Annotated in this window: 14 protein-coding genes; 13 read left to right on the top strand and 1 reads right to left on the bottom strand. The window is 62.6% G+C overall.

What is annotated here, in order from left to right; all coding sequences use genetic code 11:
• Nucleotides 1-19 precede the first annotated feature (19 nt).
• Nucleotides 20-1,651: a GMC family oxidoreductase gene (locus BMY38_RS13925; RefSeq protein WP_245737620.1), complete on the top strand. Its 1,632-nt coding sequence runs from the start codon at nt 20-22 to the stop codon at nt 1,649-1,651.
• Here the strand turns inward: BMY38_RS13925 and pdxR are convergent.
• Nucleotides 1,648-3,120, bottom strand: coding sequence for a MocR-like pyridoxine biosynthesis transcription factor PdxR (gene pdxR, locus BMY38_RS13920; RefSeq protein ID WP_092763810.1), 1,473 nt, complete (start codon nt 3,118-3,120; stop codon nt 1,648-1,650). The two genes, BMY38_RS13925 and pdxR, sit on opposite strands and share 4 nt — an antisense overlap.
• Between pdxR and BMY38_RS13915 the strand changes: the two genes are divergently transcribed.
• The 12 genes from BMY38_RS13915 (at nt 3,079) to BMY38_RS13860 (ending at nt 15,785) form a co-directional block, all read left to right on the top strand.
• A complete protein-coding gene (locus BMY38_RS13915; RefSeq protein WP_281243229.1) occupies nt 3,079-4,338 on the top strand; it encodes a mandelate racemase/muconate lactonizing enzyme family protein in 1,260 nt (419 codons plus the stop codon). The genes pdxR and BMY38_RS13915 overlap by 42 nt on opposite strands.
• The gene (locus tag BMY38_RS13910) at nt 4,335-4,640 is read left to right on the top strand and encodes an aldehyde dehydrogenase family protein (protein ID WP_092763806.1); all 306 of its coding nucleotides are present in this window, start codon (nt 4,335-4,337) and stop codon (nt 4,638-4,640) included. The genes BMY38_RS13915 and BMY38_RS13910 overlap by 4 nt, the downstream gene beginning before the upstream one ends.
• Nucleotides 4,637-5,896 carry an NAD(P)/FAD-dependent oxidoreductase gene (locus tag BMY38_RS13905; protein WP_092763804.1) on the top strand — a complete coding sequence of 420 codons (1,260 nt, stop codon included), beginning with the start codon at nt 4,637-4,639 and terminating at the stop codon, nt 5,894-5,896. Before BMY38_RS13910 ends, BMY38_RS13905 begins: the two co-directional genes overlap by 4 nt.
• A 121-nt stretch (nt 5,897-6,017) precedes the next feature.
• On the top strand, nt 6,018-7,091 hold the full coding sequence (locus tag BMY38_RS13900) for an extracellular solute-binding protein (RefSeq protein ID WP_092763802.1): 1,074 nt from the start codon (nt 6,018-6,020) through the stop codon (nt 7,089-7,091).
• A 72-nt stretch (nt 7,092-7,163) separates the two neighbouring features.
• Complete coding sequence (locus tag BMY38_RS13895) at nt 7,164-8,237, top strand: ABC transporter ATP-binding protein (protein ID WP_092763800.1); 1,074 nt, start codon at nt 7,164-7,166, stop codon at nt 8,235-8,237.
• Nucleotides 8,234-9,103 carry an ABC transporter permease gene (locus tag BMY38_RS13890; RefSeq protein WP_092763798.1) on the top strand — a complete coding sequence of 290 codons (870 nt, stop codon included), beginning with the start codon at nt 8,234-8,236 and terminating at the stop codon, nt 9,101-9,103. Before BMY38_RS13895 ends, BMY38_RS13890 begins: the two co-directional genes overlap by 4 nt.
• Nucleotide 9,104: 1 nt before the next feature.
• Nucleotides 9,105-9,956 carry an ABC transporter permease gene (locus BMY38_RS13885; protein ID WP_092763796.1) on the top strand — a complete coding sequence of 284 codons (852 nt, stop codon included), beginning with the start codon at nt 9,105-9,107 and terminating at the stop codon, nt 9,954-9,956.
• Nucleotides 9,957-10,298: 342 nt separating this feature from the next.
• On the top strand, nt 10,299-11,270 hold the full coding sequence (locus tag BMY38_RS13880; RefSeq protein ID WP_092763873.1) for an ABC transporter ATP-binding protein: 972 nt from the start codon (nt 10,299-10,301) through the stop codon (nt 11,268-11,270).
• Nucleotides 11,267-12,394, top strand: coding sequence for an ABC transporter ATP-binding protein (locus BMY38_RS13875; protein WP_092763794.1), 1,128 nt, complete (start codon nt 11,267-11,269; stop codon nt 12,392-12,394). Before BMY38_RS13880 ends, BMY38_RS13875 begins: the two co-directional genes overlap by 4 nt.
• On the top strand, nt 12,391-13,896 hold the full coding sequence (locus tag BMY38_RS13870) for an ABC transporter substrate-binding protein (protein WP_092763792.1): 1,506 nt from the start codon (nt 12,391-12,393) through the stop codon (nt 13,894-13,896). Before BMY38_RS13875 ends, BMY38_RS13870 begins: the two co-directional genes overlap by 4 nt.
• A gap of 59 nt (nt 13,897-13,955) precedes the next feature.
• Entirely contained in the window at nt 13,956-14,900 is a 945-nt protein-coding gene (locus BMY38_RS13865; RefSeq protein ID WP_092763790.1) for an ABC transporter permease, read from the top strand.
• Nucleotides 14,901-15,785, top strand: coding sequence for an ABC transporter permease (locus BMY38_RS13860; protein WP_092763788.1), 885 nt, complete (start codon nt 14,901-14,903; stop codon nt 15,783-15,785).

Here is a 15,785-nt window from a genome sequence, read left to right as displayed (position 1 = left end):
GGCAGACGGGAGGTAGGGGGTGATCAGAAGCAATAGTGACGTGGCCGATGTGGTGATCGTGGGCGCGGGATCTGCGGGGTGCGTGCTGGCCGCGCGCCTGTCGGACCGGACCGATCTGAGCGTGACCATTCTTGAGGCAGGCGGATCGGACCGCAGCCTGTGGGTACACATGCCCATCGGCTATGGCGGGGCATTCTACCATCCGCAATTGAACTGGCGTTATTATACAGAGCCTGATCCCGGGCTCGGGGGACGGAGAGCCTATTGGCCGCGCGGGCGCGTGGTTGGCGGATCCTCGTCGATCAATGCTATGGTCTTCGTACGCGGGCATGCAGCCGATTACGATAGCTGGGCCGCAGCGGGCTGCACCGGGTGGGCCTATGCCGACGTTCTGCCCGCCTTCCGACGTCTGGAGACATGGGCGGGCGGCGAGAGCCGGTGGCGCGGCGGGTCGGGTCCGATCCATGTCCGCGACATGACCCGTGCCGCGCATCCCTTGTCCCATGCCTTTGTGACAGCAGGCGCGGCACTGGGCCATGCGCGCAACCCCGACTTCAACGGAGCCGACCAGGAGGGGGTAGGCATTAACCAGATCACGGTGCGGGACGGATGGCGATCCTCGGCGGCGACCGGCTATCTGACCCCGGCCCTGCGCCGCCCGAACCTGCGTCTGCTGCGGGACGCGACGGCAACGCGCATCCTGTTCGAGGGCAGTCGCGCTGTGGGCGTCGAGTTTCTGCGCGGTGGGCGGCTGGGACGGGTGATGGCGCGACGCGAGGTGATCCTGTCCGCGGGAGCCATAGGTTCTCCGCAGCTTCTGCAACTGTCGGGCGTCGGCGACCCGGACCGTCTCAGGCCGCTTGGGATCGACGTAGTCAGCGCAGCACCTTCGGTCGGTCGCAACCTGCAGGACCATGTCGGCTACGACCTTGTCTTCGAGGCGACAGTCCCGACGCTCAACGCCACGCTCGGTCCGCTCTGGGCGCGGGGCCGGGCCGGGCTGACCTGGCTGATGACGCGCGATGGGCCACTGAGCCTGAGCGTAAATCAGGCCGGTGGTTTCGTGCGGGGCGATACCGGACGGACACGCCCCAACCTGCAACTCTATTTCTCGCCGCTGTCTTACACGCGCGCCACACCGGGGCGACGGCGGCTAACCATGCCGGATGTCTTTCCCGGCTTCATGATCGGGGTGTCGAACTGCCATCCGAAAAGCCGGGGCTGGCTGCATATCCGCTCCGCCGATCCGCAGGATCGCCCCGAACTGCATGCAGGCTACTACTCTGCTCCGGAGGACATGGACGAAATGCTCGATGCCGTTCCGATCATGAGGGCCATTGCCGCGCGCCCGGAACTGTCGCGCTACACTCGACGGGAACTGACGCCGGGCCGCGATATGATGGATCGCGACGCACTTGAAACCTTCATCCGCGAGACGACCACATCAGTCTATCACCAGTGTGGCACCTGTGCGATGGGCGCCAACGCGGCCAGCGGCGCGGTGGTCGATCCCCGGCTCAGGGTGCACGGCCTCGAGGGTCTTCGGGTGGCCGACGCATCGATCATGCCGCTAATTCCGGCAGGCAACCTGAACGCCCCGTGTCTGATGATCGGGGAGCGGGCTGCGGAGATGGTCTCCGCAGATCTCTAGCGCGCCCGGAGCACAGTCGCGAGGCGCTTCACGCCGCGCGTTATCTCGATCGAGGGAATGGCGCTGAACCCCAGCGTCAGGCCTTGTCTGTCCAGCGGCTCGAGTGAGAAACCACCGAGCGGCGCGGTCGCGAGACCCGCGCGGGCCGCGGTCGCGGCGATGACCAACTCGTCGCGGCCCTCGGGCAAGACGCCGATGGTGTGGAACCCGGTCTCGGTCGGGCGCACGTCAAGAAGCCCGGACAGGTGGCGCTCGGACTCCTCCAGCAGGGTGTCGCGCCGGGCACGGTAGAGATCGCGCATCCGGCGCAGATGGGCCGAAAAATGCCCCTCGTCGATAAACTTTGCAACGATTGCCTGCATTGCATGGCTGACCCCGTGGGCCGCGGCCCCCAGGGTGCGCTCAAAGATCGGGGCCAGGCTGCGGGGCACAATGGCATAGCCCAGACGGATTGCCGGAAAGAGTGCCTTGGAGAACGTACCGACGTAGATCACACGCCCGCCACTGTCGAGCGCTTTTAGGGGTGGTTGCGGTGCGCGCCCGTAGTGGAATTCGCCGACGTAATCGTCCTCGACCACCCAGGCACCGATCCGGCTGGCGGCCTGCAGCAGCTCGAAGCGGCGGTCACGGCTCATCGTGTGGCCGAGCGGATGCTGATGCGCGGGCGTTACTAACGCAAGGCGGGCGTCCGGTGCCTTTGCCATTGCGGCGGCGACGTCCAATCCGTGCTCGTCCACCGGGACCGGGACCAGTGTCGCGCCGCGGGCGATGAAGGCGTTGCGGGCACCAATGGGACCGGGGTTCTCCATCCAGACCCGGTCACCGGGATCAAGGAGAAGCTGCGCGATCTGCAAGAAGGCGTCTTGCGCGCCCGCGAACACGAAGACCTCGCCTGGGTCGCAGACCAGGCCGCGATTGGCGCGCAGATGGCGGCAGATGGCGCGACGCAACGCGGGCAGACCGGCGGCGTCGGGATAGGACATGAGGTCGGCGCGGGTCCCGCGCCAGTACCGCGCGGACAGTCGTGACCACATCGCCATCGGAAAGTCGTCGAAGGCCGGCATGCCTGTGACGAAGGCCATTGGCGTAACTGGATGGGCGAGGCGCGGAAAGAACTGCTCGGTCGCATCGCGGCTGAGAGAGGCGAGCCGGGGCAGGCGCTCGACCTCGACGGTGGGGGCGGGCGCGGGGCTGGGCTGGATGTCCTGGCTGACATAGGTGCCCGCCCCGACCCGGCTGAGGATCAGACCCTCAGAGACAAGCTGCTCATAGGCGGTTACGGCGGTCGTGCGCGACACGCTCTGATCGTTTGCCAGTGTGCGGCTGGCGGGAAGGCGCGTGCCAGGGGGCAAATCGCCCGACAGGATCAGATCCCGCAGGCGCGTGGCGAGTTGCAGCGAGAGGTTGGCGGCATCATCGCGATCAACGTGGAGGGTCGGGATCAGTGCGCCGCCGGAATATTTGGTCACGTCATTGGTCCGTTTACCCCGATTGGTCCGTCAGCTTTGCGGAAGTGGACCTTATCCGCGGACCGATTTGCAAGCCATATCGTCAGGCAAGACCGGCGGAGGCACCCTATGCGACTGGCGCGGATCGAAACGTTCGCCACGGAATTCGTGAGCTTCGTCCGGGTGACCGACGAAACCGGTGCCCAGGGCTGGGGGCAGGTCTCGACCTACCACTCCGATATCACGGCGCAGGTTCTGCACCGGCAGGTCGCACCGCACGTGCTGGGCCGGTCCTTCGGGGATGTCGATGATCTCTTCGATACGGTGCTCGAGCGCGAGCACAAGTTTCCGGGCTCCTACATGTGCCGTGCCATCGGCGGCGTGGACACTGCGTTATGGGATCTCAAGGCGAAGGCGGCAGGCGTGCCCGTCACGGCACTGATCGGCGGCGCACCGGGTCCGGTCCGCGTCTATGCGAGTTCCATGAAGCGCGATATCACGCCCGAGGCCGAGGCCGAGCGGTTCTGTCGGCTGCACGGCGAAAAAGGTTTTGACGCCTTCAAGTTCCGCATCGGGGCCGAGGTGGGGCGGGGCCGCGACGAGTGGGTAGGCCGGACCGAGGCCATTATCCCTGCAGTCTCCCGCGCCTTCGACGGCGAGGACGTGGCCCTGCTTACCGACGCCAATTCGTGCTATGCGCCCGAGCAAGCGATCCATTACGGACGCATGTTACAGGACCACGGCATCAGCCATTACGAAGAGCCATGCCCATATTGGGAGCTTGAACAGACGGCCGAGGTTGCCGCTGCGCTGGACATCGACGTGACCGGCGGCGAGCAGGATTGCTGGCTGCCGACATGGCGGCGGATGTTCGAGTTGCGGGCTGTGGATGTGGCACAGCCCGACATCCTTTATGCAGGGGGTATCGGTCGCACGCTGCGGATTGCGCGGATGGCCGAGGCGGCGGGCCTGCCGGTCACGCCCCATTGCGCCAATCTGTCGATGGTGACGCTATTCACCATGCACCTGCTGCGCGCGATTCCGAACGCCGGCAAGTATCTCGAATTCTCGATTGAAGAGGCGGATTACTATCCATGGCAATACGGGCTGTTCGCCACTGACCCCTACGTCATCGACGGCGGTCAGGCACATGTGACCGACACGCCCGGCTGGGGCGTGGAGATCGCGCCGGATTGGCTGGAACGGGCCGACTATCAGGTCAGCGAGGTCGAAGCATGAGTATCGCATCGATGGTGCAGAGGTCTCGGGAACGGGGCATTTTGCCGGAACTTCCGACCGGGCATCTCATCGGCGGTCCGTTCGCCGTATCGGAGTCGGGCGCGCGGATGAAAAGCCGCGCCGCCCATCGGGTCGCGCACGAGGTTGACGCGGGGCAGGGCTATGCCAACGAGTATTTTGCGGGCGGGATCGAGATGCCGTTCGGTGGCGACCGACAGTCCGGCTTCGGGCGCGACAAAGGCTTTGCGGCAATCCGTAACTATCTGCGCGACAAAAGCGTAGCGGCAAAGATCACCTTATGAAGCCCGCGACGACCCCGTTTTGGTGGGAAGATTCGCCCCCGGCGCAGATTTCCATCGGCAAGCTGCCCGCCCGTGCAGACGCAGTGGTGATCGGATCTGGCTACACGGGTCTTCAGGCTGCGCTGGCGATCGCGCGCGGCGGTCGGTCGGTGGTGGTGTTGGAGGCGGGCACCCCCGGGCACGGGTGTTCGACGCGAAACGGCGGCCAGATCAGCACTTCGATCAAGCCGGGCCTCGCCAGGCTGACCCGCGCTCATGGGGCAGAGACCGCACGCGGCATCTTGGCCGAGGGGGTGGCGTCGCGCGCCTACATCGAGGATTTCGTGCGTCGCGAGGAAATTGACTGCGCCTTCGTCCCCTGCGGCCGGTTCCACGCAGCGGCAACGCCTGCGGCTTTTTCCGCACTCGCGCACCTGGCTGATGGCGAGGACATCACGCTGGTGCCGCGCGACCGGCAGCGAGAGGAACTGGGCACCGACGCCTATCATGGCGGCGCTGTGTTCCACCGGCATGCCAGCCTGGATCCAGGGCGCTATCACGCGGGGCTGCTGGCCAAGGTGCTGGAGGCCGGGGTTCAGGTTTGGCCCGATACGCCCGCACTGACACTTGATGGGGATGGCGCCGGCATAACGGTAGTTACCCCGCGGGGTCCTGTTGCTGCGCGCGACGTGGTGCTGGCCACGAATGGATATTCCGGCGCACTTTCTCCCTGGCATCGACGGCGGATCGTGCCGGTCGGAAGCTACATCATTGCGACCGAGCCGTTGGCGCCGGATTTGATGGCACGGCTTTTCCCCACCGGACGAATCGCGTCGGACAGCCGCCGGGTCGTCTATTACTTCCGTCCCTCGCCGAACGGACGGCGCGTGCTCTTTGGCGGGCGCACCAGTGCGGGAGAGACAGGCACGGCTGTGGCGGCAATGCGACTGCGGGCGGCGATGTGCGCCGTATTCCCCGAACTAGCGCAGGCGCGGATTACCCATGCCTGGTCAGGTTACGTCGGCTTCACATTTGATTCGCTGGTCCATACGGACAGTCGTGATCACATCCATCACGCCATGGGTTACTGCGGATCGGGCGTCGGCATGGCATCTTATCTGGGCTGGAAGGCAGGCCTGCGGGTGCTGGGATTGCCTGGCGGCGAGACGGCTCTGATGCGACCAGCATTTCCGACCCGACCACTGTATTCAGGCGATCCGTGGTTTCTGCCAGCCACCGTCGCGACCTACCGAATGTTGGATCGGCTTGGCCTCTGAAAGCGATCGGAATGCTCTTGCGGTGAAAATGGTCCTTGGCGGGCAGACCAATTCGGGCTTCACTCTAAGGACTTACGGTCGCGCAAGATGACCGCCTCTGACATTCGACAGGAGAGACACAATGAAACCCATGATCCGCGGCCTCTTGGCCGGAACTGCTCTTAGCATGGCGGCTGCTCCGCTCAGCGCCGAGACCCTGCGCCTTCTGACGTGGGGCAGCTACGCCCCCGACGAGGTCATCGAGAAGTTCGAAGCAGAGTATCCCGACATCGACGTCGAGGTGACGTTCTCGAACAACGAGGAAATGATCGCCAAGCTGCGTGCCACCGGCGGCACGGGCTTCGATCTGGCCCAGCCCAGCCATGACCGGGTGAATGCCGCGCAGCAGGAATACAATATCTACAAGCCACTCGACATGTCGAAGATCGACACCGACGTGATGACACCGAACCTGTTGGAAGGCGTGGCAGCCAACACCACGATCGACGGCGAGGTGTATTCGGTTCCGCACCAGTGGGGCACCAGCGGCATCATGGTCAATCAGGCAGAAGCTTCCGGGGTGACTGGTTGGGGCGACCTGTGCAACGAAGAATATCAGGGTCGCACGTCGATGCGTCTGCGCCGCACGATCCTTCTGGGGATGGGCTTTGCGATGGGGTACGACCCGTTCGCGCTCTATGATGACAAAGAGGCCTATCAGGAGATGCTGAATGAGGTCACGCAAAAGCTCATCGACTGCAAATCGGTCATCAAGACCTATTGGACAGGTGGAGACGATCTGTCGGCGCTGATGCTGTCGGGCGAAGTCGTAGTATCCGAGACATGGGATTCGACCGCGTTCAAAATCTACGCCGAGAACCCCGACATCGTCTTCGTGCCGCCCGAAACCGGCGCGCTGGCGTGGATCGACACCTTCACCATCCCGCGTGGTGGCGAGGCGGACGATGCGGCCTATAAGTGGATCAACTTCGTGATGCGGCCCGAAATCGTCAAGCTGATGTCGGCCTCGACAGGGGCCATCGCGGCGGTTCCGAACGGGATCGAGCTGCTGCCCGACGACAAACGCGCAGCGGTCGAGGTGGCCTTCGATCAGTCCGACCTTGATAACCTGAAGTTCTTCGCAAACATCCCTCCGGGTCTGGAGGATATGGAAGGCATGGCCTTGGAGCAGATCAAGGCCGCATCAGGCAACTGATCCTGTGAGCCTGAGACCGGGACGCGTTCTATCGCCGCATCCCGGTCTTATTATTTTTCTGAAAGGTCCGGGATGAACGATCTCAGCTGCGTTGGCGTGACAAAGAAGTTCGGCGAATTCACTGCCGTCAGGAACGTCTCGCTGGAAGTCCCTCCCGGCTCGTTCTTTTCGATCCTCGGCCCTTCGGGCTGTGGCAAGACGACGCTTATGCGGATGATCGCCGGGTTCGAGACGCCCAGCGCAGGCGATATCCGCATCAAGGGCGAAAGCGTCATCAACCTCGCGCCCAATAAACGCAACGTGAAGATGGTATTCCAACACCTCGCGCTGTTTCCGATGATGAATGTCGGCGAAAACATCGCCTATGGACTGCGCTGCCAAGGCGAGCAGAAGTCGGAAATTCCGGAGAAAGTGCGCAAGGTTCTGGACCGGGTCGGCCTGCCGGGCGTCGAGGACAAGCGCATCGAACAGCTTTCGGGCGGCCAGAAGCAACGCATCGCAATCGCACGCTGCATGGTGCTTCAGCCCGATGTGTTGCTGTTGGACGAGCCTCTGGGCGCGCTCGACCTGAAACTGCGCGAACACATGAAGATCGAACTCAAACAGTTGCAGGAGCGGTTCGAGACCACGTTTCTCTACATCACGCACGACCAGTCCGAGGCCCTCGTCATGTCCGATCAGGTGGCCGTGATGAACGCCGGCGGGTTCGAACAGATCGGTAGCCCGCGCGCGCTCTACGATGACCCGGTCTCGGGCTTCGTGGCGGGTTTCGTGGGCGATGCGAATGTCTTGCCGGGCACCATCGACGAGGTGCGGGGTGGCGAGGCGCGCGTGATTCTGGATGGCGGCGGCGCAGTGCTGGCACGACTTGCCGACGACAGCAACACGGGCGACCGGGTGGAGATTTTCGTACGACCCGAGGCGCTTCGGATCGGTGGAGACAATGGCTCCGGGAGCCTGTCGGGAAAGGTCGATAGCCTTCTTTTCAACGGCGCTGCCAGCCGCATCCTCGTCCGGCTCGACACTGGACAACTTGTTGAAGTCGCCGATGGCGATCAGGCTTCCGAGGTGTCGGCACATGATGCGGTTACCGTCTCATGGCAGCCTGATCGGGCGCGGGTTTTCGTCCGGAGGCCCGGCGCATGAGCCGTGACGCGGGACGACTATCGCTGATCCTTCTGTTCGCGCCCTTCGCCCTGTGGATCGGACTTCTGATCATCCTGCCGCAGATCGGCATCGGTTATATCTCGCTGCGCGAGAAAGTAGGCATCAATGAATACGAGTTCGGTTTCAAGAACTACGCGGATTTCGCGCAAGCCGCAGTTTATCGCAACACGCTGTTCCGTACCGCATGGATATCGATCCTGGTCACCATGCTGGCACTCGTGCTGGGCTTTCCGATCTCGTACTACATCGCCAAGATCGCCCGTGAGCGCAGCCGCGCCGCACTGTTTCTGATGTGTCTCATTCCGCTATGGGTGTCAGATTTGGTGCGTGCCTATGGCTGGATCGTCCTTTTGCGCGAAACCGGTGTAGTCTCGACAGCGCTGGTCTCGATGGGCGTGATCAACGAGCCGATCGAGATGCTTTACAACGATGTCACCGTCATCATCGGCCTCGTCTACACGGTGATCCTGTTCATGATCGTGCCACTCGTCTCGACCATGCAGGGCATGGACGATTCATTGCTGGAGGCCGGATTCAACCTTGGCGGATCGCGTCTGACGGTGTTTCGACGGATCGTCGTTCCCTACGCGATGCCCGGAATCGTCGCGGGCTGCATCATCGTCTTCATGATTACTGCGGGCAGCTATCTGACGCCGGTCCTGCTGGGGGGCAAGAATTCAAGCTGGTTCACCGAGCAGATCTACAACCAGTTCATCACCCGCTACAACTGGGAGGCGGGCGCGACCTTCGGCGTGTTGCTGCTGCTCTTTACCTCATTGGTGGTGTGGCTGGGTTTGCGGCTGACCGGACAGAGTCTGGCCACCACCGTTGCGAAGGACACCTGACATGCAGGGGTCAAATCATCTTCTATGGATCTATCGCGTCTATGTCGGACTGTTTTTTCTCTATCTCGTGGCGCCACTGCTGGCCGCGGGGGCCTTCGCCTTCAACGATTCGACGTTTCCTTCCCTGCCATGGCGGGGGTTCACATTGGACTGGTTCATCTCGGACACCGAGCCGAAACTTGGCCTTCTGAATGATGAGCCGTTGCTGCGGGGGATGTGGAACTCGTTTTACATTGGCATGATCGTGGCAGCTCTGTCGGTGGCGGCCGGCACCTGCAATGCCTTCCTGTTCGTGCGCAAGGATTTCCCATTCAAGTCGGCGTTCTATGTGCTGATGGTGGTGCCCCTCGTGATTCCCGGCGTCATTCTCGGGATTTCGATCCTTGTTCTGGCCTCTATGATAGCCAATTTTGCCGACAGCCAGTTCGGGCTGTTCCTGACGTGGCTGCGTCCGGGCGTACCGCTCATCGTGCTTGGGCAGTTCTCATTCCTCACAACGATAACCTCGCTGGTCATCGCCGCACGCCTGCAGAAATTCGACATCTCACTTGAGGAGGCGGCACTGAACCTGGGCGCGTCGCGGCTCAGGGTACTGACGACCGTGGCACTGCCGTTCCTGTTTCCCGCGCTTTTCTCGGCCTTTATCGTGGCCTTTCTGGTATCGTTTGAGAACTTCAACACGACGCTGATGCTGGTCGGCTCGGACGCGCCGCTGACGATCACGATGTACGACCGGATGGTGAAGGTCGGCTCCACCCCGGTGTTGAATGCGGTCTCAGTCGTGCTGATGGTCGGTTCGGGTCTGCTGGCGCTTCTGTCGGTGGTGGCCCAGCGGTCCCCGAAGTCCGACTGATACGTCTGCGGCGAACGGACCGCCGAAGACGCCCAACAACTGATGGAAGCTGTAGAGGTCAGTGGACAAGCGCCATCGGTCCAGCGTGTCATCCCTTGAGCACCGGCTTACTATTCCGTGCAAAGGCAACCTTGGCGACGGAAGCGCGGCCGCTGCTTCTCCTCTTGATGTTTCACTGCTCATAGGCGCTCGCAATCTAGGCACCGATCGGCGGCGCCGCCGAAATGTATCAAGACAACACGATCGCGCTTGCTATCTGATCTGACCTGGACCAATCTTGCATTGGTTCAGGTATCCCAAAAGGAGATCGCCCTGCTACACAAAGATGCCAACGATGTCTTAATGGCCCTGGGCGATTTCCGGCTGCGGTTTCGTGGTCAGGATGCCTGTGTAATTGATGGGGTCGACCTGTCGGTGGCCCGCGGCGAAGTATTGTGCATTGTCGGTGAATCGGGGTGCGGCAAAAGCGTGACAGCCATGGCACTGATGGGGCTATTGCCGTCAGGTAGCGCCGAAATTTCTTCTGGAACTCTGCGATTTGATGGCGAAACCGTAGATTTGACCAGAGATCGCTTGTCCAGTGAACGGCGCGGCGGCGCAATGGCGATGATATTTCAGGAGCCGATGACGTCGCTCAATCCTGCGTTCCGGATCGGCGATCAGATTGCCGAGTCGGTGCTGCAGCATCGCGGCGGCAGCAAGGAACAGGCCCGCGACCGGACGCTGGAAATGTTGCGTCGGGTTGGCCTGCCGTCGCCCGAAGCGCGGCTGCGGCAATTCCCGCACCAATTATCTGGTGGTCAGCGTCAGAGGGTGATGATCGCCATGGCGCTGGCCAATGACCCCAAGCTTCTGATTGCGGACGAGCCGACCACGGCGCTGGATGTGACGATCCAGGCGCAGATACTGGAATTGATCCGTGATCTGCAGCGCGAACGGGGAACGGGCACAATTCTGATCACGCACGATCTGGGCGTCGTAGCCGAGATCGCGGATACCGTTGCTGTCATGTACGGCGGTCAGATGGTCGAGCGCGGCCCGGTCGCGCAGATTTTCGATGATCCGCAGCATCCCTACACCATCGGGCTGATGGAATCGGTGCCGCGACTTTCGGGGGAGAGGGCACGACTCACGACAATCGAAGGGTCGGTGCCATCGATCGATAAGATGCCTGAAGGTTGCCGGTTCCGCACTCGCTGCGCCTTTGCAGTCGCGGCTTGCGCCGAGCGACCCGCCCTGCGCGACGTTACACCCGGGCACGCCGCTGCCTGTCATTTCGTGCCGTTGGAGCAGCATTTGCGGGTGGCGGTATGAGCGTCATTCTGGAGGCCGACAACCTGGTAAAGCACTTTCGCACCGGCGGCGGGTTGTTCTCCAAAGCGGGACGAGTGCGCGCCGTGGATGGCGTATCGCTGCGGATCGAGGTGGGGGAGACCTTTGCCATCGTGGGCGAGTCGGGCTGTGGCAAGTCCACGTTGGCGCGGCTTCTGATGCGTTTGCTGGATCCGACTGCAGGTGAGGTCTCGTTCGACGGGCAACAGGTCACGCGGGCGCGGGGCAAGGCGCTGTCGACATTGCGGCGGGACGTGCAGTTCATCTTTCAGGATCCGTTTTCATCGCTGAACCCCCGGCTGAGCGTCGGGCGGCTGGTTGGCGAGCCGTTGGAGGTGCATGCGCCCGAGATGGGCCGATCTGAACGGCGGGAAAAGGTTGCCGAGCTGTTGCGTCAGGTGGGGCTGCGCCCGGAATATGCCGACCGCTATCCGCATGAATTCTCGGGCGGGCAGAGACAACGCATCGGGATTGCCCGCGCGTTGGCCACGGGGCCGCGACTGATTATCGGGGACGAGCCTGTCTCGGCGCTGGACGTGTCGGTGCAGGCGCAGGTGGTGAACCTGCTGGCCGATCTGGGTCGCGATCTCGGGCTGACCCTGATCCTGATTGCTCACGATCTCGCGGTCATCCGGCATATGAGCGACCGGGTGGCCGTGATGTATCTGGGCCGGATCGTGGAACAGACCACGACCGACGCCTTGTTTGAGGCGCCGCGGCATCCCTATACCCGCGCGCTATTGGATGCGGTGCCAGATCTTGACGACCGGGGCGGCGCAACACGGGCACGGATCGAGGGCGAGATGCCATCGCCCGCCGCGCCGCCCCCCGGCTGCACGTTTCACACGCGCTGCCCACATGCGCAGGCGCTTTGCCGGGAGAAGGTGCCGATGCTCGAGGCGGCGGCGGACGGCCATGCGACTGCCTGCCATTTCTGGCGCGAGATCGAGGCTACGCCTCGGGTTGCGTCACGCCGTATCCGGTCGGACGCGGCCCATGCACGACTGAACCTTTACCGACGAGCGACGGAGGGGGCTGAGATCATCCCCGTTGCCACCAATGGACGACCGTCAAAGTCGCCCGACAACAGAGAGGAAGACACATGAAACATCTTACCCTTACGACGGCGCTGGTCGCCGCCATGGCGCTGCCGGCGGCAGCGCAGGATCTGCGCATCGCACTTCAATCGGACGCCGACGTGCTGGACCCGGATCAGTCACGGACTTTCGTGGGCCGGATCGTATATGCCTCGCTCTGCGACAAGCTGGTCGACATTACGCCGGACTTGCAGATTATCCCGCAACTGGCGACCGAATGGACCGTTGCCGAGGATGGGATGTCCATCGACATGACCGTTCGCGAAGGCGTCGTCTTCCACGATGGCACGACCTTCGACGCGGCAGCCGTCGCAGCCAATATCGAGCGATCACAGACCCTGGACGAGAGCCGCCGCAAGTCGGAGCTATCGTCGATTGCGTCGGTTGACGTGACGGGTGACTACACGCTGACCCTGAACCTGATAGCGCCCGATGCCACGGTCATGGCGCAACTGGCCGACCGCGCCGGCATGATGATGTCCCCGACCGCCGCCGAGGCAGCGGGTGTCGACTTCGGGCTGAATCCGGTATGTTCAGGACCGTTTTCTTTCGGAGAACGGGTCGCGCAGGACAAGATCGTACTCAACCGCTTCGCCGACTACTGGAACGCCGATGCGATCAACTTCGACAGCGTGACGTTCCTGCCGATCCCCGACACCACCGTTCGTCTGGCAAACCTGCAATCGGGCGATATCGACATGCTGGAACGTCTGGCCCCCACCGATTTGGCGCAGGCCAACGCAGACGACAGCATAACTGTCGTCTCGGCGGTATCGTTGGGATATCAGGGTATCACTTTCAACGTCGGCAACGGCGAGAAGAGCGAGACGCCCTGGGGTCAGGACAAGCGGCTGCGTCAGGCGTTCAGCTATGCCATGGACCGCGACGCCATCAATCAGGTGGTCTTCGAGGGGGCTTATGCGCCCGGAAACCAGCCTTATCCCAACGTCTCGCCCTGGTATGATGACGAATTTCCGATCGAGGCACGCGACGTCGAAAAGGCCAAGGCCCTTCTGGCCGAAGCTGGATACCCTGACGGTATCGACCTGACGGTACAGGTGCCCAACACAACGATTCCGCTCCAGCTGATGCAGGTCGTACAATCCATGGCTGCCGAGGCCGGCATTCGGATCGAGATCGTGTCGAAGGAGTTCGCGACCCTGTTGGCCGACCAATCGGCGGGCGATTATCAGGCAAGCCAGATCGGTTGGTCGGGCCGGGTCGACCCGGACGGCAACATCCATCAGTTTGTGACCACCAATGGTGGCATCAACGACAGCGGCTTTTCGAACCCCGATGTGGATGCGGCGCTGAACGCTGCGCGGAAGGTGCCGGACACGGACGCGCGCAAAGTCGAATACGACAAGGCCCGCGCCATTTTGATCGACGAAGCCCCTTTGGTTTATCTGTATCACCAAAGCTGGATCACTGCGTTCGACAGCAGGATCGAAGGGTTCACAGCCTACCCGGACGGTATGATCCGTCTGGAAGGAGTGACCCTGTCGGAATGATCTGACCCCGGCCTGCCTCCGACCCTTGGGGGCGGGCCAACCCGCTCGAAAGGCATCTCATGCTGTCGTTCTTTCTCCGCCGTCTCCTGATCGCAATTCCGACGATCTTTCTGATCTCGATCTTCGTGTTCGGATTGCAGAAGCTGCTGCCTGGCGACCCGCTTCTGGTGCTGGCGGGGGAGGAACGCGATCCCGCGGTTCTGGAATTCCTGCGCGAAAAATACCGGCTGAATGATCCCATCCCGGTGCAATATATGACCTGGGCGGGGAATGCCCTGCGCGGCGATCTGGGAATTTCGCTGCGCACCAACCAGCCGGTGACGGAGCTGATCGCTCAGAAGTTGCCGGTGACGTTGCAGCTGGCCATGATGTCGCTGATTTTCGCCGTGGTTATCGGAGTTCCGGCCGGCATCCTGTCGGCCTATCGCAAGGGAACAATGGTGGACTGGGTGGCCAATGTGGTGGCGTTGTCCGGGCTGTCGATCCCGAATTTCTGGCTGGGGATCATGCTGATCTTGCTGGTCTCGGTGAAATGGCAGCTTTTGCCCGCCTCAGGCTACGTGCCACCGGGCGAGGATTTATGGTTGTCGATCAAAACAATGCTGATGCCCGCCTTCGTGCTGGGCACCGCCTTGGCGGCAACGCTGATGCGGCACACACGATCGGCGATGTTGGGGGTGCTGACATCGGATTATGTGCGCACCGCCCGGGCCAAGGGTCTGTCGGAACGCAAGGTGGTTTTGAAACACGCGTTCCGCAATGCCCTGACGCCCATCGTGACGATGACCGCACTCCTGTTCGGGGAACTGGTCGCGGGCGCGGTGCTGACCGAACAGATTTTCACCATTCCCGGCTTTGGCAAACTGGTAGTGGATGCGGTGTTCAATCGTGATTACGCCGTGGTTCAGGGCATCGTGCTGGTGACCGCGGTCGGCTTTATTGTCATGAATCTTCTGGCGGACATGGCCTATGTGCTACTCAACCCGCGTCTGAGGGAGGCATAGATGGTCGCCGCCACTGATCCGCAGGCCGGACCTGTTTCGGATCCGATGTCCAAGCCCGAAAACCGGGTCTGGAAGAAACTCCGCCACCACCGATCCGCGATGCTGGGAGGCTTTCTGGTGCTTTTCTTCATTGCCATCGCAATTCTCGCGCCGATCCTGCCAATTCCGGAGCCACAGGCAACCGATTGGGGTGCGGTCCGCGAGGCGCCGTCGATGGCACATCTTTTCGGCACCGACGAAATTGGCCGCGACGTGCTGTCCCGTATGATCTGGGGGGCGCAGGCCTCGCTGTTGGCGGGGGTCGTGTCGGTGGGCATCGCCGTTCTGATAGGCGTGCCGTTCGGTCTGGTCGCGGGCTATTTCGGCGGCTGGATCGACGCTGTGATCTCGCGCTTCACCGAGGCGCTGCTGGCGGTGCCGTTCCTGATCCTTGCCATCGCGCTGGCGGCCTTTCTGGGGCCGTCGCTGACCAATGCGATGATCGCTATCGGCATCTCGGCGACGCCGATCTTTATCCGTCTGACGCGCGGACAGGTTATCAGCGTCAAGGTCGAGGATTACGTAGACTCCGCGCGCGCTATCGGTCTGCCGACCCGGATGATCCTGTCCCGCTACATCCTGCCAAACGTTGCCGCGCCGATCCTGGTGCAGGCGACGCTGACCATCGCCACGGCGATCATTGCAGAGGCGTCGCTGTCGTTCCTCGGGCTGGGACAGCAACCGCCCGCGCCGTCCTGGGGGTCGATGCTGAACACCGCCAAGAATTTCCTGAACCAGGCCCCGTGGATGGCGCTCTGGCCGGGCATCTCGATCTTCCTCGTGGTGCTTGGATTCAACCTGCTGGGAGACGGGCTGCGCGACGCACTCGACCCCCGCGAACACTGA

Origin of the sequence: Jannaschia helgolandensis (genome assembly GCF_900109285.1) — a bacterium.
Lineage (GTDB): Bacteria > Pseudomonadota > Alphaproteobacteria > Rhodobacterales > Rhodobacteraceae > Jannaschia > Jannaschia helgolandensis.
This window is presented reverse-complemented; position numbering and strand designations above follow the sequence as displayed.

Bases quoted from the DNA above. Each gene is read 5' to 3' on its own strand.
- BMY38_RS13910 (WP_092763806.1), top strand. From the start codon at position 4,335: ATGAGTATCGCATCGATGGTGCAGAGGTCTCGGGAACGGGGCATTTTG.
- BMY38_RS13905 (WP_092763804.1), top strand. From the start codon at position 4,637: ATGAAGCCCGCGACGACCCCGTTTTGGTGGGAAGATTCGCCCCCGGCG.
- BMY38_RS13900 (WP_092763802.1), top strand. From the start codon at position 6,018: ATGAAACCCATGATCCGCGGCCTCTTGGCCGGAACTGCTCTTAGCATG.
- BMY38_RS13895 (WP_092763800.1), top strand. From the start codon at position 7,164: ATGAACGATCTCAGCTGCGTTGGCGTGACAAAGAAGTTCGGCGAATTC.
- BMY38_RS13890 (WP_092763798.1), top strand. From the start codon at position 8,234: ATGAGCCGTGACGCGGGACGACTATCGCTGATCCTTCTGTTCGCGCCC.
- BMY38_RS13885 (WP_092763796.1), top strand. From the start codon at position 9,105: ATGCAGGGGTCAAATCATCTTCTATGGATCTATCGCGTCTATGTCGGA.
- BMY38_RS13880 (WP_092763873.1), top strand. From the start codon at position 10,299: ATGGCCCTGGGCGATTTCCGGCTGCGGTTTCGTGGTCAGGATGCCTGT.
- BMY38_RS13875 (WP_092763794.1), top strand. From the start codon at position 11,267: ATGAGCGTCATTCTGGAGGCCGACAACCTGGTAAAGCACTTTCGCACC.
- BMY38_RS13870 (WP_092763792.1), top strand. From the start codon at position 12,391: ATGAAACATCTTACCCTTACGACGGCGCTGGTCGCCGCCATGGCGCTG.
- BMY38_RS13865 (WP_092763790.1), top strand. From the start codon at position 13,956: ATGCTGTCGTTCTTTCTCCGCCGTCTCCTGATCGCAATTCCGACGATC.
- BMY38_RS13860 (WP_092763788.1), top strand. From the start codon at position 14,901: ATGGTCGCCGCCACTGATCCGCAGGCCGGACCTGTTTCGGATCCGATG.